Genomic DNA, 17,981 nt, shown 5'->3' on the forward strand with positions numbered 1-17,981 from the left:
ACCGGCCGAGGCACCGGTCAGCCCACCGGTCAGCGCACCAGCCGACGCCCCGGCCGTGCTCGCGGAGATATCCGGGATGCTCCGGACGATGCTCGACGAATACGGCCTCGACGATATCGAGGTCACCATGGAGACCCGCTTCACCGAGGATCTCGAGCTGGAGAGCATCGACCTGGTGACACTGGCCGGCAGCCTGGAGGCCCGGTACGGCAGACAGGTCAACTTCGCCGAGTTCGTGGCCGACCTCGAGCTCGACGAGATCATCGACCTCACCGTGGGACAGCTCGTCGAGTATGTCGTCCGGTGCCTCGGGGCGCCCGGGAGCGCTGACCCATGGCGATGATCGACACCGACCACGCCACCGACCACGACGGCCCACATACCGGGACGGACGGCGTCCGACTGCATGTCCAGCGGCTGTCCCCGCCCGACGGCCGTCCGCCCACCGCCACCGCCGTGCTCATCCACGGTCTGCTCACCGACTCCCTCGCCAGCTGGTACTTCACGGTGGCCCCGGACCTCGCCGCCGCCGGACTGGAGGTGGTCATGTACGACCAGCGGGGACACGGCCGCAGCGAGCGGCCCGGCTCCGGCTACCGGCTGGACACCTTCGTCACCGATCTGGCGCGGCTGCTCGACCGGCTGGACATCACCGGCCCGGTCCACCTCGTGGGCAACTGCTTCGGCGGAACGGTGGCGTTCGCCTACGCCATGCGCCATCCGGAGCGGGTGGCCGGTATCGCGGTGATCGAGGCGAAGCCCGCCACCGAGAGCTGGCTGACCGAGATCAGCGGGATCCTCCGGCGTGTCGAGGAGGAACTGGTCGTCCATGAGGCCGAGTCGCTGGCCTGGGTGAGCGCCCACCGGGGCGCCCACACCGCACGGCTGGCCAAGTCGGCCGCCCGCCTGGTCCGTACGACCACCATCGCCGAGGACGTACCGGCGAGCCGGGTGGTGAGCGAGGAGCAGGTCCGCGCGGTGGCCTGCCCGGTACTGGCCGTCTACGGCGCCGATTCCGAACTCGCCGGGCAGGAGCGGTGGTTGGAGTCGGTGCTGCCCGGCACCCGGACCGTCGTCCTGCCGGGGCAGGGCCACTCGGTCCTCGCCGAAGCGCCCACGCGCATCCGCGAACTGCTGCTGTCCTGGATCCACGAGCGTGAACACGAACGTGAACACGGGCGCCAAGCGGCCACCGGCGCCGCGGCGGCGGAGGCGGCCCTGGAGGCGGATGCCTGATGAGCGAACCGAGCAGAGATCCGGAAGCCTCACCCCGCACACCCCGCCGCTTTCTCTTCGTCGTGCCGCCGCTCGTCGGCCACGTCAACCCCACCCTCGGCGTCGCGGCCGAACTGACCGCACGGGGACACCAGGTGGCCTGGGCCGGGATGCCCGAGGTCGTCGAGCGGCTGACCGGGCGGGGGAGGACGGTCTACCGCTGCGCCGGGCCGGTGCTGGGCGAGGGCGGGGCGGGCCGCCCACCGGACGTACGCGGTCCCGCGGCGCTGAAGTTCCTGTGGGAGCGGTTCCTGGTGCCGCTCGCCGAGGCCATGGCTCCGGGCGTGGCCAAGGCCATCGAGGAGTTCCGTCCCGATGTGGTGATCGCCGACCAGCAGACCGTGGCGGGCGCACTGGTGGCCGAACGGCTGGGGGCGTGCTGGGCCACATCCGCCACCACCTCGGCGGAGTTCACCGGCGCGCTGGACGGGATGCCCAAGATCGACGCATGGCTGGATGGGCTGCTGCACGAGGTGCGGGGCCGGATCGGCGACCCGGACGGCACGGCCGACCCCCGGTTCTCACCGGATCTCGTCCTGGCGTTCACCACCGAGGAGTTGGCCGGACGACCGGCCCGGGCGGGCGACCGCATCCACTACGTGGGGCCGTCGATCGCCGAGCGACCGGCCACGACGGACTTCCCCTGGGAGTGGTTGGATCCCGCGCGTCCCGCGGTCCTGGTCACGCTCGGCACCGCGAACACCGACGCCGGGTCACGCTTCCTCACCGAGTGTTCGCAGGCCGTACGGGCCCGTGCCGGTCGTTTCCAGACGGTCATCGTCGACCCCGACGATGTACTCGCGCGGGCCGCCCGGGACATCCAGAGCATGCCCGCCACCCCGGGCGACAACGACGTCCTGGTGCGCCGCTACGTCCCGCAACTCCCCCTACTGCGACGGGTGAACGCGGTCGTGTGCCACGCGGGCCACAACACCGTCTGCGAAACCCTCTGGCACGGCGTACCACTCGTCGTGGCGCCCATCCGGGACGACCAGCCGGTGGTGGCCGCCCAAGTGGTGGACGCGGGCGCGGGCGTCCGGGTGCGCTTCGGCAGGGCGCGGGCGGCGGCCATCGGCGAGGCGCTCGACGCCGTGCTGGACGAACCGCGCTACCGCGCCGCGGCCGAGCGTGTGGGCGCGTCCTTCCGCGCGGCGGGCGGTGCCACCGCGGCCGCCGCTCACCTGGAGCGGCTGGCCACAGCGGGTGCCACCACCCCTGCCACAGCGGGCGCCGCCACCCCCGCCACAGCGGGCGCCACCCACGCCACCGCGAGCGCCGCCACCCACGCCACCGTGAACCCGGAAGGGGAACGATGAGCCGAGAGAGTGCCGTACCCCGCGCACCGGAGAAGCCGTCCCGCGCCGAGACCGTCGCCGCGCTGCGCCCCCGCTACCAGGCGGATCTGGCGCGGGGCACCGAGCGGTTCTTCGAACCCCGCCGCACCGACTGCCCGTGGTGCGGCTCCACGCGGCTGGTGCGGCGGCTGCGCACCAAGGACCGGTACCAGAGCAAACCCGGCCACTTCCGGCTCGACCGATGCCGGGACTGCCGCCATGTCTTCCAGAACCCACGGTTGAACGACGACGGCCTGGAGTTCTACTACCGCGACTTCTACGACGGGATGGGGGAGATCGAGCTCGGCAACGTCTTCTCCGGCCGGGACAAGGTGTACCGGCGGCGCGCGATGTTCCAGGAGCCCTCCGCCGAGCCCCCGAAGACCTGGCTCGATGTCGGCACCGGGCACGGCCACTTCCCCGAGGTGGCCCGTACCGTCTTCCCCGGTACCCGCTTCGACGGACTGGACTTCACCGCCGGCGTCGAACTGGCCGAGCGTACGGGCCGCATCGACCGGGCCATCCGCGGCAGCTTCCCCGAGCTGGCCGAGGAGCGGCTGGCCGGGAGCTACGACGTGGTGAGCATGTTCCACTACCTGGAGCACAGCACGGACCCCCGCGCCGAACTCCGCGCCGCCCGCCGCGCCCTGCGGCCCGGCGGCCACCTGCTGATCGAGGTGCCCGACCCGGAGTGCTGGTTCGGCCGGCTCCTCGGCCGGTTCTGGCTCCCCTGGCTCCAGCCCCAGCATCTGCACTTCGTTCCGGTGGCCAACCTCCGCGAGGAGCTCACCGCGCTGGGCTTCACCGTGACCGACGAACAGCACCGAGGGCCGTCGGACACCGTCGACCTGCTCGGCGCCGTCTGGCTGGCGCTCAACGCGATCGCCCCACCCGATGACGCCCCCTCCCTCGCCAAGCCGCCCGGCCGGCTCCGATGGCTGCTGCGCTGCGCGATCCTGCTGGCGGGCGTGCCCGCCCTCGTGGTCGCGACCACCCTCGACCGCCTGCTGCTCAAACCGCTGGCGGGGCTCGGCAAGATGTCCAATGCCTATCGGGTGGTGGCCCGGTGCGATGCCGCCGCCCGTTCCGGCACCCGTTAGGGGGCTTCTGATGGATCTCCGCGGCGTCGCGACGCCCGGCACGCGCTCTCGCCGCACCGGCCGAAAGCCCAAGTACGCCCAGTACGAGGGCTTCCGGCCGGCACGCCGAGAGCACGCACCGGACGCCGCTCCTCCCCCCGCGGAGATCCATCAGAAGCCCCCTAGGGCGGCCCCCGGGTCCCGCTCCGGGGCCCGGGGGAGGGTGCCGCACGGCGACCTGGCGTTTCTGCTGGCGGCCCCGGCCATCACTCCGATCGTGCTGGTCGCGATGACCGACCCGGGCGGCGGTTGAGCCGCCCCGCCGGGTCCGGACGTCAGGGGCCCGTCGTCGTGCCGTCGGGCCGCGGCGGCTCCTCCCCGGAGCTCTCCTGAGCCTGCGGCGGTGACGGTTCGGTGGCCGCCAGGGCCGCCGGCGTCCCGCCGGGTTTGCTGTTGACGTAGGTGGTGAGCCGGTGCACCTGACGTTCCAGGGCCCTGATCCGGTCCACGATGTCCTCGGGCAGGTTCGCCATCAGTCTGCCTCCTCCAGATACAGATCGGCGGTCTCCGGACGTCCCCGCTCCGGGGTGGTGACCTTGATGCCGACGACGCGGTAGCGGGCGTCCAGCCCCTCGGAGAACCACACGTCCTTGATGCGCAGCCGCACGGTCGTGCCGAGCAGCGCGGGCGTGGTGCCCGAGCCGAGGCGGATCCGCACCGAGGGGATGACCACCGTGCCACGCAGAGCGGCGAGTTCGGACCGGGCGAACGCGTCGAGCGTCGCCTTGTCGGTGACATTGCTGTGGTCGGACGAGGTGTCCAGGCGGGGGAACCCGGCCGCGAGGAGATCCTCGGCCACCTGTTCCCCGGACATCACCGGGCCGCCCGCCCCGCCCTCCGGGGTGCCGCCCCTGGCCCGCGCGGTCGTCCCGCCGCGCGTGGCGTCGCGGGGGAAGGAGTACGACAGCACATCGCCCGGCAGGTCCAGCATCACCGGCTGGCTGCCCACCCGGATCGTCGGAGAGCCCAGCTGGAGCAGCTTCACCCGCCGCCCGGTCACCGGGTCCCGGTACACCGCGATCCGGTGCTCGAAACCCGGCTCCATCGCCGCGAGTTGCCCGATCGCCTCCTCCACCAGGGTCTCGTCACCGTCGCTGTAGGCCACCGTGCGGGTCGCGGTGGGGGCCGTCGGCTCGTACTCCACGCCGATGTGGCCGCCCTCGGACCCCTGCATGTAGTCCCACAGCCGGCGGACGATCTCCAGATGGTCGAGCGCGGTGAAGCTCAGATTCGCGCGGATGTAGCGGCGGCCCGCGTAGGAGTCGAAGGTGGCCGCCTGAAGCCCGACCGTGGTGAGGCCCCGGTCGTCCGTGGCCGGGGTGAGCGTCCAGACGATGCCGCCCCAGCAGACCTCGTCACCCCGCTCCAGATAGACGGCGGTGCGCCCCTCCACCAGCTCCCGGACCCGCCGGGCCATCCGGGCGTCGGGCACCGGAATGGTCGCGGTGAGGGAACCGGGCTTGCCGAGGTAGTCGTCGTACTCCACCTCCCGCAGGGGCAGTACGTCGATGGCCTGGTCGGTGCGCAGATCGGTGAAGACGGCGCGGTAGCGGGCGTCCACGGCGCCTCACGCCACCGGGTCCACGCGGACGAAGCGGTTGTCGAAGTGCACCCGCGTCCCCGCGATCGAGGAGCGGTAGGCGGCGGTCGCCGTGTAGACGGCTCCGGGGGTGAGGTTCCCCACCGGGAAACAGGTGGAGATGGAGGCCCGTCCGGCACCGTCGAGGATCGCCGCGCGGTCGTCGGACGGAGCGAGCACCTCGGTGCCGCTCTGCGTCCTGAGCCGGAACGAGATGTAGGCGATGGCACCTCCGTCGGCGGCCGTGAAGGCGCCGAAGGTGAGGGACACCCACCGGGAAGCCGGGGCGGTGAAGGTGGCGGTGAGCGTGGCGACGGTGTCGGTGAGCATCTCCTGGTAGGTGGCGGAGGTGGTGGCGCCCCAGTCCGCGGTGTGCCGGAGCACGGCGTCGGGAATGAGCTTCGCCCACTGGGCGCCGTCCCAGCGCTCCAGCCGGCCGTCCGCGTCGCGGTACTGCCCGGTGTACGCCCCGTTGTGCGGCGCCCCGCCCGCGGCGGGGACGATACCGCCGAGCGCCGCGGTGTAGCGGCGCCGGTCGGTGATGGCGGAGGCCCAGGTGATGCCCTTGGCGGCGGAGGTCCCGGCGGGGACGGCGACCTCGTAGAGGAGTTCGGCGTTCTTGGGCACGGCCGGGGCGGTGGGCGAGCTCGCCGCCGTTCCCTGGAGCACTTCCAGCGCCGCCCCGTACTTGCCCGAGCCGTCGTAGTCGGTGTCGTAGACCCGTACCACGACCGCGTCCACACGCGGCAGACTGGCGTGGCCGTCGGCGAAGGTCAGCAGGGTGTCGGCGTCGACGGTCACCGGGTAGCCGCCCTGCGCCCCGGTGGAGGTGCCGGGGACCCACACCTGGCCGGGGGAGAGTTTGGCCTGCATGCTGGTGGCGGCGGTGCCGGTGAGGCGCAACCCGCCGAACACACACCCCGCCCGGGTCAGCAGCGGTCCGGCGGACGCCATGCCGAGGCCGACGGCCAGCCGGGTGTCCTCACGGGTCTGTCCATTGGGCAGGTGCCAGGCGGAACGAACGGTCATGAAACGGCTCCTGGATGCGGGAAGAGGGTCAATTCGGGCCGGTTGGCGGTCCAGCCGGTCACCAGTCGGCGCCGCGCCAGGCGACGGTGACGTCCGCCGTCCCACCGGCCGCGGACTCGGCCCGGAACGACAGCTGCGAGGTGCCGGGCGGTAGCGTGAACGACTCCTCGGGGGCGCTGCCCGGTGTGGCGGTGTGACGGCGGGAGGCGGTGTCGTTGAACACCACGGTTCCTTCGGCGGTGTCGACGACGAGCCGGTCGTCGGAGGCCAGGGTGATGGCGTACTCCAGCCAGTCGCCGGTGGTGCGGTTGGCCAGCCGTGGCGTGGCACACGGACCGGTGAAGGTGATCACGGGGTGGGCGGGGGCGCTGCCGGTGTTCTCCACGTTCAGATCGCCGGTGGACTCGGGGGCGCCCCAGACCAGGGGCCAGCCGAGCGGCCAGGTCAGGCCGGGCTCCGGCCGGGGGAGACCGACGGTCTCCCGCCGCCCCACCGCCTCGTAACGGCGTGGGTCGCTCGCCTTCCACTGGAGCGTCATCTTCGCCAGGCGGCTCGCCGCGAACTGCCGGTCGGTGGGGACCACGCGCTGGGTGACCCGGGCCCGTACGGCCAGCGTCTCGCCGTGCAGGCGTACGGCCAGCCACTCCTCCTCGTCGCGTACGGCGGTGGCGGCGCGCAGCGCGCGCAACGCCTCCCGCACGGCCTCCGGCCCGGCGTCCGGGTCGGGCGCGAACCACACCTGCGCGGTGACCGTACGGGCCTGCGCCCACTGCGAGCCGGGCCAGCCGCCGTGGCCCACCGGGCGGTCCGCGTCGGAGGTGTCCAGCGCGGGCAACTCCTCCCAGCCGGTGAGCCCTTCGGCGGCGATCCAGTAGTCGGTGCCGGGGCCCATCAGCAGCCCGGCCCACTGCACCTGCCCGTCGGTTGTGATCAGCGGCCCCGGCTCGGTGGCGGTGGTCTCGTCCGCCATGTCACCCCCTCGCCTTCATCAAGAACATCAGATCCTCGGCGGTCTGCCGGGCGCTGGCGCCCGGGGCTTCGTGGTAGTGCTCGATGACGAATCCGCCGCCCGGCCTGCCGGATCCCGCCAGGGCCGGCGTGGGCCCGGTGCGGGCGAGCAGGGTGCTCAGCCGGTTCAGTGGCAGCACCGCCTCGGCCTGGCCGCCCTCGGCGAGCAGCGCGAGCGTGCCGCCGGGACGGGGCAGCACGATGCCGCCCTGGGCGAGCGTGGGGATGGTGGGGATGTTCACCCCGAACGACTGGCCGCCGATCCCGGGCACCCATGAGGGCACCGAGACCTTGACCCGGTTCAGCGCGCCGATGGCCCGGTTGACCAGCCCGATCACCCCGTTGAGCGGCCCGCGCACGGCCCCGAGCACGGCGCTGAAGGCACCCCGGACGATGCCCGCCAGCCCGTTGAAGGCGCGCTGGATGCCGTTGCGGGCGGAGCGGAAGGCGCCCGGGATCCGCTCCGAGAAGAAGGACAGCAGGGGCCGGACCACGGCCATGATGGCGTGGATGACCGTGGTGATGATGGTCTTGTAGATGGTGAAGTAGGTCTTCACCACGGTCCAGATGACCTTCAGCACGACCGTGAACGCCGTCTTGATGCCGTTCCAGGTCGTCTGCACCACCTGTTTCGCCACGCGCATGGTGGTGCCGATGACCTGGCCGATGATTTTGAAGGCGGCCTGGACGATGCGCTGGACCGTCTTGGACTGCATCGCCATGTCGACGAGCTTCATGATCAGCGGCATCAGCAGCGCCATGATGGCCCCGAAGACGTTCGACTTCATGGCCGTGTTCAGCCCCTTCTGGGCCGTGGTCACCCCCTGCAGCCCCGTCCTCATCCGCCCCATCAGCCCGCCCCCGGTCGCCGCGCTGCGGCCAGCGGTGGTCATGGAGCGGCCGCTCTTGGCCACGCTGCGTTCGGCGGCGTTGGCCTCTCGCTGCAGGGTGCGCATGGAGTTGGCCGACTTGTCGATGTCGCCCTTGACGCGGCCCACCGCGCCGGATGCTCCGGTGACGGAGCCACGCAATCTGGCGACGGTGGTGTCGGCCTGGCGGGCCGAGGTCGTGAAGTTCCGCAGGGCGCCGACGGACGACCGCAGCGCGGCCACGAGCGACATGGCATCCTCCTCGATGTAGCGACAGCGGCGGCTTCAGGAGCCGAGCTCACGCCGAAGGCTCGCTGTCCGCGTTTCCAGCGTCCGCATCCCCTGGTCCAGGGCGTTCATATGGCTGACGGTCTCCCGGCGCGCGTTTCTCGCCTCCTGCTCGGCCTGAGCGATGCGATGCGCTGCCGACACGACTCGCTGCCGGCTGCCTTCGACCCTCCCCCGGGCCTGCTGGGCGCGGCGCTCCGCCCTCTCCAGCGTGCGCAACTCCCGGCTCAGCGCCTCTTCGCGGAAGCGTTGCTCGCCGTACAGCGCGCGGCTGTCGCCGCCGGGCTGGGCGCGGCGCTGCCGGGTCTCCTCCAGATCTCGGCGGCGTTGTTCGACACGCTCCAACTGCTCCTGGAAGCGGTTCACGGCGCCTTGCAGACGGTCGGTGCGCTGTTCCAGCTTCCGCTCGGCGACCTGCAACCGCTCGTCGGGTGTACGCATATGGCGCCACGTCACGACCTGGCGGCCGGCCACGAACACCCCGGTCTCATCGACCTTCAGCAGGGAGAACCCGATGCTCGCCGCGGCCACGGCCCCCAGGACGCCGGCCAGATCGGACTTGCCGAGACCCGGCTCGATCTTCGGCTTGTAGGTCTGTATGAAATTGTCCTGCTCCTTCTGCATCTGCGCGAGCGTGGCGTTGGTGGCCGCCATGCGGCGCTTCAGTTGGGTAATGGCCGTCTCGGTGCGGTCTTGGAAATCGCTCACGTACCCTCCTGCGCGGGGTCACCCGAAGAACCGCGCCAACTCCGCCGCCGTCGGCGCGTGGCCGGCGGTGGCCGGGGCGGTGGCTTGGTCGGCGGGCGGGCCGTCGGCCGGGTCGGCGCCCCCGGTCCCCGACCCCGTACCCGGCCTCGGCACCGGTACCGGCGCCTCCGGCGGGTCCGCGTACTCGTCGCGGTTGGCCGACGCGAACATCCAGTTGGCGATCGCCAAGTGGTCCACGACCGCCGCCAGCAGGTGGTCCGTCAGCCCCCACTCCGCGGCCTCGCCCTCCCGCGCCCGTACGAACGCCGAGTCCGGCGGAAGGTGGCGCACCAGGACCGCCAGGCGCCGCGAGGACAGCGCCTCGCGGTGCCAGTCGAGCAGGTCGACGCCGTAGTACCGCAGCAGATCGGCCTCCAGCGCCTCGGCGTGCTCCTCCACGAGCGCGCCGAGGCTCAGCCTTCCCCCACGCCGAGCCCGGTGTCCTGGCCGTACGCCTCGAGGATCGCGGCGATGTCCTGCACGCTCACCTCGTGCTCGCACAGCCGCCGGTAGCTCTCCTCGCCCATGAGGAGGGCGAGCAGCCCGTCCAGGTCGTTGTCCTTCAGCTCGGCCAGTGCGTGCGCCGAGCTGCGGGGGATCTCGGTGGGCAGGGAGAACGTCTCCCCATCCACCTCGAAGTCCCAGGTCAGGCCCAGCGCTTCCAGGCGCTGGGCGCGGGCGGCGTTGACATTGAACGCGGCCATGGCGGCGACTCCTTCGTGATCGATGTGGCGGGAGGGATCAGGATCGGGCGAACGCCGGGTCGTTCATCAGCCAGGTGGCCAGCGGGGTGGCGTTGTCCACGGCCAGCGCCGTGAAGGTGACCCCGAGCCGGACCGCGGCCGTGCGGGTGAGCTGGAGCTCCTCGGTCTCGGTGACCTGGCCACGGCGGAGGACGAACCGGTACTTGATGACATCGCCGTCCGCGAACTCCACGCCCAGCATCCGCTCGTCCTTCTTCGGCTCGGCGGCGAGTTCGTAGCGGTACACCTTCGAACCGGCCTCCGTCTCCGCAACCGCGTCGCCGCCGAAGAAGAACGGCAGGGTGTCCTCGTTGAGCTGGAGCAGCTGGAACTTCACGGTGAGGTCGCGGTCGGAGTAGACGAAGCGGGCCGGGCTGACCGACTGCCAGGTGTCGACCGGGTCGATCTTGTCCTTCTTGTTGAACTTGATGCCGTCGGTGGTGGTGTAACCGAGGTCCTTCCAGCCCGCGTCCCACGCCGTGGAGACATCGGGCGGGACGGTGGTGCCGAGCGGGGCGGTCAGGATGCGGCCGGTCCCCGCGACACGGATCTCATTGGGGTTCATTCCGGGCATGCGATTGCTCCTTGTGGCGTGGTGATGAGGGCGAGCGGTCGGCGGTGACGTGGCCTACGCCGGGCGGATGGAGAGCCGGACCGTGGACAGGTAGCGGCTGGCCGCGGCGTGAAGGTAGTCGGGCAGCCACCGGGGGCCGTCCACCTCGGAGACATCGGTGACACAGGCGGTGCCGAACGTGGTGCCGCGCACCGTGAACAGCGCCGTACGGGCGGCCGTGGCGACGGTGTGGGCCGTGGGCTTGTCCGGGCCGTACACCTCGAGGTCGACCAGCGGCTGGTCCAGATGGATGTCCTCCACCCAGACGCCGCCGGCCCGGGAGACCAGCACGGCCTTCTGGGTCCCGTGGAAGCCCGGCGGGGTCCGGTTGTCCACGAGCACCCCGGCCAGCTCGGGGCGGTTCTTCAGATGCTCGACGACGAGGCGTTCGACGTCGGGAAAGATCACCAAGGGTTCGGTCATGCGCGCACTCCTTGCTGTGGTCAGGCTGCGCACAGCGAAAAGCGGCGGGGCCGTGGCCCCTTCAGGGGGGCACAGCTCCGCCGCTGGCACCAAGTGTGATGCACCGGATGCCCATTGACAACCACTTGTCGTCACTTATGTCGAGATGACCATGGGCCCCGCAGGTCACGTGCGTCGTCGTGTGGCCCGCTCGGCCGCGAACACATCCTCCAGCCGATAGAGGAACGCCTTGCCCTGCCGCCCCGCGGGCCGCAGATGCTTCAGCTGCACCCACTTGCGGATGGTGGCCGGGGTGACGCCCACCTCCACGGCGGCCACGGCGGCGGTCAGCAACGGATACTCGGGTGCCTGCGTGCTCCTCATCGGCTCACCGCCACGACGGGGGAACCTCCGTCCAGGGCGGCGGTGATCTCCTCCAGGGCGAGCGCGCCGCCGGCCGCCAGCTCCGCCCACTCGCCCTCCGGCCAGGAGTGCCGATGCGCCCGGTCCGCATGGCAGCCGCACCCGGTGTGCGGGCAACGGCAGCCGGGGTTGATGCACAGCACCGCCCGGCGCAGCGGAAAGGCCCGCAGCGAGACCGAGGCGCACAGCGGGCACCGGCCGCGCAGCCGGACCACGGGCTCGGTGTCCCCGAGCACGCCCGAGCAGCGCCGCGCCATTCCGCTGACCTCGTCCAGCAGATGGCGCATCAGCACCGGGTCGGCCTCGACCCGTCCCAGCAGCCCCGCGAGACGGGCCAGTCTGACCTCGACCGTTCCCCTGCCGGCCGGCGGCAGCCCGAGCCGGTCGTGCACGGCCTCCTCCAGTTCCACGACGCCGTCGGTGATGTCGCGTACGGTGTCGGAGACCCGCAGGCGTAGCGGCTCCGAGGGCCCGCGGCGGTCGGCGCCTCCCCGCTGCCGACCGAGGCCGGGACCGCGCGGGGAGGGTGTCAACTCGGCCTGGAGCTCGGGGAATCGCCGTATCAGGACGGTGATCCAGTGGCTCGCTCTGATGCGGTCGGGATGCGCGAGTGCGTCATTGCTCAACAGAACCCCCCGGGTCGTCTGCTTCTTCGCTCCCTAGGAACCCTGGTCCGCGCGGAACGGTTCCCACCGGAAGGGCGCGCGGAAGCGGGGATCGGGGGGCGGCGACGCAGGCATCAGGAAGGCGCCGCGGCCAGCGTCAGGGGAGGATCGAGTCGACGTAGCCGCCGTCGACGCGCACGGCTCCGCCGGTGGTGGCCGAGGCGAATGAGGAGCTGAGGTAGACCGCCATGTTGGCGATCTCCTCGGGCTCGATCAGCCGCTGGAGCAGCGACTGCGGCCGGTGCTTGGCCATGAACTCCCGCTGGGCCTCGTCCCAGGGCAGCTCCGGGTCCACCAGTTCGTAGACGAAGTCCTCGACCCCGCCGGTGTGGGTCGGCCCGGCGATCAGCGAGTTGACCGTGACCCCGGTACCGGCGGCATCCTTGGCGAAGCCACGGGTGACGGCGAGCAGCGCGGTCTTCGACGTCCCGTAGTGGATCATCTCGGCGGGGATGACGACGGCGGAGTCACTGGCGACGTTCAGGATCCGGCCCCAGGAGCGGTCCTTCATCCCGGGCAGATAGCCGCGGATCATCCGGACGGCGGCCAGGACGTTCACCTCGAAATAGCGCCGCCACTCATCGTCGCTGATCTCCAGCGGCGGAGTGGCGCCGAAGATGCCGAGGTTGTTGACCAGGACATCGGCGTCCGGCACGGCACGGGTGACCTGGCGGGCGCCGTCCTCGGAGGTGATGTCGCCGGGAGCGGAGACGAACGAGCCGCCCTCCGTGTCCTCCTCCAGCTTCTCGATGGCGGCCTCGACGGACTCCTGCCGACGCCCGTTGACGGCGACACGGGCACCCGCCCGCGCCAGCCCGGCGGCGATGGCGAATCCGATGCCCTGCGTGGAGCCGGTGACCAGGGCGGTCTTACCGGAAAGGTCGATCTGCACGGCGCTCCTTCGTCGATGCCTTATTGCTTGCGTGCGCCTTTAGTTGCACACGCGTCATACTAGCGTAGCCCGATGCGCCGACGGCCGTGGCCGCTCAGGACCCATGGCGGACCTCGACATGCCCCCGCAGCCTCGGATCCCGCGAGGAGGAGCCCACTTCCACGGTCCGGCGCCCGGTGCCCAGTACCCATTCATGGCGTTCGGAGTCCCATGCGGACAGCGTCCGGGCGGCCACCCGCACCGTCACCTTCCGCGCCTGGCCGGGCCGCAGATGGACCCGCCGGAAGCCCGCCAGGGTCCGCTCGGCCTGGTCCAGCGGCAGATCGGGCGAGGGCCCCACATACACCTGGACCACCTCCGCCCCGGCCCGCCGCCCGGTGTTGCGCACGGTGAAGACCGCCTCCAGGCCGCTTCCGCGCCGCCGCAGCCGCAGCCCCGCATAGGCGAAGGTGGTGTACGACAGGCCGTGGCCGAAGGGGAAGAGCGGCCGCACCCCCTCGGCGTCGTACCAGCGATAGCCGACATGGACGCCCTCGGAGTACTCCTCGCGGCCGTTCACCCCGGGGTAGCGCCGGGGGTCTCCGGCCATCGGATGGCGGTCGTCGGAGACGGGGAAGGACTGGGTGAGCCTGCCGCCGGGGTTGGCGTCGCCGAAGAGCAGGGCGGTGGTGGCGGCGGCGCCCTCCTGACCCGGGTAGTACATCTGGAGGACGGCGCCGGTGCGCTTCAGCCAGGGCATCGAGGTGCACGACGAGGTGTTGAGGACGACGGCCGTGCGCGGGTTGGCCCCCGCGACGGCGGCGATCAGCGCGTTCTGGTGGCCGGGGAGGGCGATGGTGGTCCGGTCCCTGCCCTCGGTGGCGTCCTCGTAGGCGAAGAGCACCACGCTGTGCGCGGCGCGGGCGGCGCGCACGGCCTCGGCCACATCGGCGGCGCGCGTGGCGGAGGTGGTGCGGCGCAGCCGGAAGGTCAGCCCCTTTCCGCCGCCCTCGGCGGTGACCTTCAGCCGGTGCTTCCCCGCCGTCAGCCCGACGGCCGCCCGGCGCACGGCGAGGCCGTCCGGGGCGGCGCTGAGGAAGCCACCGGTGAAGTACTCGCCCAGGCCGGGCCGGAACGGGAACAGCTCCTCGCCGTCCAGCAGCACCTTCGGGCGGCCGGTGGGCGGGCCGCTGAAGTGCAGGACGAACGTCCACTCATCGGCCTCGGCGACGGTGAGGGTGCCCTCGTACGTCCAGCTCTTCCCCGCCGCCACCTTCCGCTTCTCCAGCCCGGTGGCCGGGGAGAGCGCGGCGGCGGGGATCTTCTTGCCGAACACGTCCTCGCCCAGGGCGTAGTCCACCCGGGCCCTCTTTCCGGCGCGCTCCCGGATCGTCTCCAGCGGGCTCGCGGCGTGGTCGGGGACCACATGGGCGCTGCCGCCGCCACTGACGAAGGGGACGGAGCCGGTGGGCCCGACCACGGCGATCGACCGGGCCGCGGGCCCGGTCAGCGGCAGTGTGCCGCGCTCATTGCGCAGCAGGATGCCCCCCGCCGTGGCGACCTTCAGCGCGGTGCGCGCCCCGGCCCCCGGGTCCCGGCCGGGCCGGGCCGGGGCGCCGCCGTCCAGCAGCCCGAAGCGGTCCATGACGGTCAGGACGCGGCCGACCGCACGGTCCACCTCGGCCTCCGGTACGGTCCCGTCGGCCACCGCCTTCCGCAGGGCCCCGCCGAAGTACGTGCCGTCGGGCATCTCCATGTCGAGCCCGGCGCCGAGGGCCGCCGCGGTGCTGTGGGCGGCGTGCCAGTCGGTCATCACCCAGCCGTCGAAGCCCCAGTCCTCGCGCAGCACCCCGGTCAGCAGTGGCCCGCTCTCACACGCGAAGACCCCGTTGACCTTGTTGTAGGCGCCCATGACCACCCCCGCGCCCGCCCGTACGGCCGCCTCGAAGCCGGGCAGCTCAATCTCCCGCATCGTCCGCTCGTCGACGATGACATCGATCGACCCCCGGTCGCGCTCCTGGTTGTTCATGGCGAAGTGCTTGACGGTGGCGATCAGACCCTCGCCCTGGATACCGCGCACCTCCTCGGCCACCAGCTCGGAGGCGAGCAGGGGGTCCTCGCCGAAGGTTTCGAAGTTGCGCCCGGCGTAGGGGGTGCGGATGAGATTGACCATGGGGGAGAGCAGCACGTCCTGGCCCAGCGCACGGCCCTCGCGCCCGAGGGTGCGCCCGTACTCCCGCGCCAGGGCCGGATCGAAGGCGGAGGCGAGCAGCACCGGCGCGGGCAGCGCGGTGGCATGCCGGGTGACCCGTACGCCCGCGGGCCCGTCCGCGAGCCGGAGTGGCGGAATGCCGAGCCGGGGGACACCGGGGGTGTAGCCCGCCTGCCCGAGGCTGTGGGAATCCTTCGCGCCGTGCAGCAGCGCGAGCTTCTCCCCGAGCGTCATCCGGCCGATGAGGGAGTCCACCCGCGAGCCGGGCTCGGGGGCGAGTCCGGAGGCGGTTCGGGGGCCGGAAGCGGGCTCGGCAGCGGCCACCGGCCATCCGCCCCCACTGGTGACGCCGATGACCGTCGCCCCTCCCAGGAAGGACAGGGCGGAACGGCGTGACAGGGCGCCCGGCATGGCGTCACTCCATCTCTCGCGGCTCGAAGACGTGTGTGTACGCAGGCGTGCTGACGTGGCTGCGGTGTCCGTCGGGTGAACACCGTGCGGACATCACATCACGGGGTCGGCCGCTCGTCGGGGTGCGCCGGGTTTCGGGATCGAGGTGTCGCCGGTCAGAGCCTGTGTCGTATCCCCGGCCGGATCAGCGTGCGTGCCGGGCCTCGCACGCCCGGCCGGGGGTATGACACAGGCTCTCAGCGCGCGGCGCACAGGCTCTCAGCGCGCGGCGATCCGCGCGGCCACGCAGAGGTCCTCGTCGCGATAGCCGAGGCGGGTGTAGAGCCGTTCGGCGGGGGCGTTGTCGGCGAGCTGCCACAGGGTGCAGAAGCCGTACCGGCGTACGGCGTACCGGGTGAGCCAGGAGGTCAGCGCCGCGCCGAGCCCCTGGCCGCGCAGCCGGGCGTCGGTCGCCACGGACGCCATCAGCGGGGCGCCGCTGTCCCGCAGGCTGCTCAGCGCGCCGCAGGCCACCAGCCGCCCGTCCTCGTCCCGGATCCCGGCCCACAGGCTGATACCGGCGGAGCCGGGGCCCGTCGAATGGCCCGGGCTGTGCTCCCGCAGGAAGGCCAGCAGCTCCTCGTGGTGGCGCTCGCCGAGCTCGACCACCCGCTCCTCACCCGGATGGGCGGGCGGCTCGTCCGGCGTCCAGCGGAAGACCCACTCGACCACATCGGCGAGTGGCAGATGGCGGGAGACCAGGGCGTCGGTGCCACGGGGGCCGGTGAACTCCCTCACATGGTCGGGGAGGCGCTGTGCCGCGCCCAGCACCAGCCCGGCGGCGGGCACCGGCTCCCCGACGCTCCACACATGGCCACGGGAGCCGTCGAGCCAGGCCACGGCCCCGGTACCGGCCCAGCTGAGCCGGTCGGCCGGCCGTCGGCGCGCCGCGCCGAAGCGCAGCAGGGCGGAGCCCGGGCGGTTCTCCAGGCCCTGGGTGAACAGATCCGCGGTGCGGGAAGGGAACGTCGTGGACTGCATCACTCTCGGGGGAAGGAGCTCACAGGGGAGAGGGGATGGGGAGGGCGGCGGTCCACTCTGACACACCGCCCCTGGCCGGGCGCAAACGCGGTGGACCCCGCCCGGGGGCGGGGTCCACTGTCACGGGGGGACACGGGTGGGCGCTGGGCGCCTCAGGTGCGGTAGGCGTAGTAGAGCGAGTTCGGGTACGAGGCGATGATGCTCGCCACGGACTTCCGGTAGGTGTTCACCGAGTGGTAGGTCATGTACGGCACCCCGCTGGAGCTCCGGTAGGTGACGATCATGGTGTGGTCCTTGGACCCGTCCTTGTCGAAGTCCATCTGCATGACGTCACCGACGCCCATGTAGTAGACGTTCGCCAGGTTGGTGGCCCGCTTGGCGTCCAGGGTGAACCAGGACCACTCGTTGGCGCCCACCCAGGACGTCGACTGGTACGAGGTGTCGTACCACCAGCTCCGGTAGTCCTCGGCGTCGCCGGACTTGTTGGCCCAGCCGCCCGCCTTCAGGGACTGGCTCACGAAGTTCGTGCAGTCCCCACCGGCCTCGTTGAACTTCCGGTACGCGGGGTTGTAGTTCTGCCAGTACTTCTCGGCGTACGAGGCCATCGCCGCGTAGTTGTAGCTCCCCGCGGGCTTCGTCTGCGGCTGGGACGGCTTGGAGATGGCGGCGGGCGTCGCCTCGGGCAGGGCCGTCGTCCCGGCCGTCGCCACCCGACCCGTGGCGGGCTCGTTGACCGCCAGCGGGCCGTCGTCGGTCGAGGCGAGGCCGGTCAGCTGCCACTTCCCGTCCGCCGTGGCGGCGAAGCTCAGCCGGTGGTGCGCCTGGAAGCCGGTGGTCGCGGGCTCGTCGCCACGTATCTTCTTGTAGGTCAGCGTCGTGGTCTCGGTGGCCCGGACCGTGGCGTGCCCGGCCTCGACTCGTATCCGGTCCACCGTCACCCGGGTGTCGGCGGAGGTGTACGCCTCGCCCAGGGCCGCGAGCCGCGCCTTGCGGGTGCGCAGCGTGGACAGCGCGGTGTCCTCGGTCCGGGTCTGCCCGGCCGACAGGCGGACGTTCCTCTCGGCGAGCGGGGCCGCGCGCCGCACCGACTGCTTGTTGTTGTCCAGCAGAGCCGCCGTGCGCTGGGTCAGCACCGCGTCGGCCAGCCGTCCGAAGGACCGCGCGGTCGCGGTGTCCACGGTGCCGGCCGCCGCCGGGCTCTCCGCCGCGCTCGCGGCGGAGGCGGGCAGGACCACGGCGGACAGGGCCGCCGTCAGCACGGCCCCCACGGCGGATCTGAAGGTCGTTGACTTCACGTGTATTTCCCCTCCACACCCCCGGACCGGACGGGCCGGGGTCACCGAATCATCACAT

20 protein-coding genes are annotated in these 17,981 nt (G+C 72.2%); 4 read left to right on the forward strand and 16 right to left on the reverse strand.

The window, feature by feature from the left end; genetic code table 11:
* Window positions 1-76 precede the first annotated feature (76 nt).
* Genes ACZ6TD_RS42955 through ACZ6TD_RS42970 form a run of 4 tightly spaced genes read left to right on the forward strand, consistent with a single transcriptional unit; the run spans window position 77 to window position 3,709 of the window.
* Window positions 77-343 carry an acyl carrier protein gene (locus ACZ6TD_RS42955; protein ID WP_471358568.1) on the forward strand — a complete coding sequence of 89 codons (267 nt, stop codon included), beginning with the start codon at window positions 77-79 and terminating at the stop codon, window positions 341-343.
* The gene (locus ACZ6TD_RS42960) at window positions 334-1,236 is read left to right on the forward strand and encodes an alpha/beta fold hydrolase (protein WP_471346962.1); all 903 of its coding nucleotides are present in this window, start codon (window positions 334-336) and stop codon (window positions 1,234-1,236) included. Before ACZ6TD_RS42955 ends, ACZ6TD_RS42960 begins: the two co-directional genes overlap by 10 nt.
* A complete protein-coding gene (locus ACZ6TD_RS42965) occupies window positions 1,236-2,591 on the forward strand; it encodes a glycosyltransferase (protein ID WP_471346963.1) in 1,356 nt (451 codons plus the stop codon). Before ACZ6TD_RS42960 ends, ACZ6TD_RS42965 begins: the two co-directional genes overlap by 1 nt.
* Complete coding sequence (locus tag ACZ6TD_RS42970; RefSeq protein WP_471346964.1) at window positions 2,588-3,709, forward strand: class I SAM-dependent methyltransferase; 1,122 nt, start codon at window positions 2,588-2,590, stop codon at window positions 3,707-3,709. Before ACZ6TD_RS42965 ends, ACZ6TD_RS42970 begins: the two co-directional genes overlap by 4 nt.
* Before the next feature lie 314 nt (window positions 3,710-4,023).
* Here the strand turns inward: ACZ6TD_RS42970 and ACZ6TD_RS42975 are convergent, their stop codons facing one another.
* The 16 genes from ACZ6TD_RS42975 to ACZ6TD_RS43050 form a co-directional block, all read right to left on the reverse strand.
* Entirely contained in the window at window positions 4,024-4,221 is a 198-nt protein-coding gene (locus tag ACZ6TD_RS42975; protein ID WP_471346966.1) for a hypothetical protein, read from the reverse strand.
* Window positions 4,221-5,309, reverse strand: a complete 1,089-nt coding sequence (locus ACZ6TD_RS42980; protein WP_471346968.1) for a hypothetical protein — start codon at window positions 5,307-5,309, stop codon at window positions 4,221-4,223. Before ACZ6TD_RS42980 ends, ACZ6TD_RS42975 begins: the two co-directional genes overlap by 1 nt.
* Window positions 5,310-5,315: 6 nt before the next feature.
* On the reverse strand, window positions 5,316-6,356 hold the full coding sequence (locus tag ACZ6TD_RS42985; RefSeq protein ID WP_471346970.1) for a hypothetical protein: 1,041 nt from the start codon (window positions 6,354-6,356) through the stop codon (window positions 5,316-5,318).
* Window positions 6,357-6,414: 58 nt separating this feature from the next.
* On the reverse strand, window positions 6,415-7,326 hold the full coding sequence (locus ACZ6TD_RS42990) for a phage distal tail protein (protein ID WP_471346972.1): 912 nt from the start codon (window positions 7,324-7,326) through the stop codon (window positions 6,415-6,417).
* Between the two features lies 1 nt (window position 7,327).
* Window positions 7,328-8,485, reverse strand: coding sequence for a phage tail family protein (locus tag ACZ6TD_RS42995; protein ID WP_471346973.1), 1,158 nt, complete (start codon window positions 8,483-8,485; stop codon window positions 7,328-7,330).
* Window positions 8,486-8,518: 33 nt separating this feature from the next.
* Entirely contained in the window at window positions 8,519-9,229 is a 711-nt protein-coding gene (locus ACZ6TD_RS43000) for a hypothetical protein (protein WP_471346975.1), read from the reverse strand.
* An 18-nt stretch (window positions 9,230-9,247) separates the two neighbouring features.
* Window positions 9,248-9,667 carry a hypothetical protein gene (locus ACZ6TD_RS43005; RefSeq protein ID WP_471346977.1) on the reverse strand — a complete coding sequence of 140 codons (420 nt, stop codon included), beginning with the start codon at window positions 9,665-9,667 and terminating at the stop codon, window positions 9,248-9,250.
* A gap of 14 nt (window positions 9,668-9,681) precedes the next feature.
* Window positions 9,682-9,972 carry a hypothetical protein gene (locus tag ACZ6TD_RS43010; protein ID WP_470014270.1) on the reverse strand — a complete coding sequence of 97 codons (291 nt, stop codon included), beginning with the start codon at window positions 9,970-9,972 and terminating at the stop codon, window positions 9,682-9,684.
* 37 nt (window positions 9,973-10,009) lie between these two features.
* Window positions 10,010-10,585 (reverse strand): phage tail tube protein, encoded by a 576-nt coding sequence (locus ACZ6TD_RS43015; RefSeq protein WP_471346979.1) that lies wholly within the window; start codon window positions 10,583-10,585, stop codon window positions 10,010-10,012.
* A gap of 54 nt (window positions 10,586-10,639) precedes the next feature.
* Window positions 10,640-11,047, reverse strand: a complete 408-nt coding sequence (locus ACZ6TD_RS43020) for a hypothetical protein (protein ID WP_471346980.1) — start codon at window positions 11,045-11,047, stop codon at window positions 10,640-10,642.
* A gap of 165 nt (window positions 11,048-11,212) precedes the next feature.
* Complete coding sequence (locus ACZ6TD_RS43025; RefSeq protein WP_471346982.1) at window positions 11,213-11,410, reverse strand: hypothetical protein; 198 nt, start codon at window positions 11,408-11,410, stop codon at window positions 11,213-11,215.
* Entirely contained in the window at window positions 11,407-12,075 is a 669-nt protein-coding gene (locus ACZ6TD_RS43030; protein WP_471346983.1) for a hypothetical protein, read from the reverse strand. The genes ACZ6TD_RS43025 and ACZ6TD_RS43030 overlap by 4 nt, the downstream gene beginning before the upstream one ends.
* Window positions 12,076-12,211: 136 nt before the next feature.
* Window positions 12,212-13,006, reverse strand: coding sequence for an SDR family NAD(P)-dependent oxidoreductase (locus ACZ6TD_RS43035; protein WP_471346984.1), 795 nt, complete (start codon window positions 13,004-13,006; stop codon window positions 12,212-12,214).
* Window positions 13,007-13,100: 94 nt separating this feature from the next.
* The gene (locus ACZ6TD_RS43040; protein ID WP_471346986.1) at window positions 13,101-15,608 is read right to left on the reverse strand and encodes a beta-glucosidase; all 2,508 of its coding nucleotides are present in this window, start codon (window positions 15,606-15,608) and stop codon (window positions 13,101-13,103) included.
* Window positions 15,609-15,866: 258 nt separating this feature from the next.
* A complete protein-coding gene (locus ACZ6TD_RS43045) occupies window positions 15,867-16,628 on the reverse strand; it encodes a GNAT family N-acetyltransferase (protein ID WP_471346988.1) in 762 nt (253 codons plus the stop codon).
* 152 nt (window positions 16,629-16,780) lie between these two features.
* A complete protein-coding gene (locus ACZ6TD_RS43050; protein ID WP_471346990.1) occupies window positions 16,781-17,923 on the reverse strand; it encodes an amidase domain-containing protein in 1,143 nt (380 codons plus the stop codon).
* Between the last annotated feature and the right edge of the window lie 58 nt (window positions 17,924-17,981).

It is taken from the genome of Streptomyces yongxingensis, from assembly GCF_055597465.1.

Excerpts from the sequence above, each read along its gene's own strand:
- ACZ6TD_RS42985 (WP_471346970.1), bottom strand. The coding sequence starts at position 6,356 with ATGACCGTTCGTTCCGCCTGGCACCTGCCCAATGGACAGACCCGTGAG.
- ACZ6TD_RS42955 (WP_471358568.1), top strand. The coding sequence starts at position 77 with ATGCTCCGGACGATGCTCGACGAATACGGCCTCGACGATATCGAGGTC.
- ACZ6TD_RS42960 (WP_471346962.1), top strand. The coding sequence starts at position 334 with ATGGCGATGATCGACACCGACCACGCCACCGACCACGACGGCCCACAT.
- ACZ6TD_RS42995 (WP_471346973.1), bottom strand. The coding sequence starts at position 8,485 with ATGTCGCTCGTGGCCGCGCTGCGGTCGTCCGTCGGCGCCCTGCGGAAC.
- ACZ6TD_RS43020 (WP_471346980.1), bottom strand. The coding sequence starts at position 11,047 with ATGACCGAACCCTTGGTGATCTTTCCCGACGTCGAACGCCTCGTCGTC.
- ACZ6TD_RS43045 (WP_471346988.1), bottom strand. The coding sequence starts at position 16,628 with ATGCAGTCCACGACGTTCCCTTCCCGCACCGCGGATCTGTTCACCCAG.
- ACZ6TD_RS42970 (WP_471346964.1), top strand. The coding sequence starts at position 2,588 with ATGAGCCGAGAGAGTGCCGTACCCCGCGCACCGGAGAAGCCGTCCCGC.
- ACZ6TD_RS43010 (WP_470014270.1), bottom strand. The coding sequence starts at position 9,972 with ATGGCCGCGTTCAATGTCAACGCCGCCCGCGCCCAGCGCCTGGAAGCG.
- ACZ6TD_RS42990 (WP_471346972.1), bottom strand. The coding sequence starts at position 7,326 with ATGGCGGACGAGACCACCGCCACCGAGCCGGGGCCGCTGATCACAACC.
- ACZ6TD_RS42975 (WP_471346966.1), bottom strand. The coding sequence starts at position 4,221 with ATGGCGAACCTGCCCGAGGACATCGTGGACCGGATCAGGGCCCTGGAA.
- ACZ6TD_RS43015 (WP_471346979.1), bottom strand. The coding sequence starts at position 10,585 with ATGCCCGGAATGAACCCCAATGAGATCCGTGTCGCGGGGACCGGCCGC.
- ACZ6TD_RS43025 (WP_471346982.1), bottom strand. The coding sequence starts at position 11,410 with ATGAGGAGCACGCAGGCACCCGAGTATCCGTTGCTGACCGCCGCCGTG.
- ACZ6TD_RS42965 (WP_471346963.1), top strand. The coding sequence starts at position 1,236 with ATGAGCGAACCGAGCAGAGATCCGGAAGCCTCACCCCGCACACCCCGC.
- ACZ6TD_RS43040 (WP_471346986.1), bottom strand. The coding sequence starts at position 15,608 with ATGCCGGGCGCCCTGTCACGCCGTTCCGCCCTGTCCTTCCTGGGAGGG.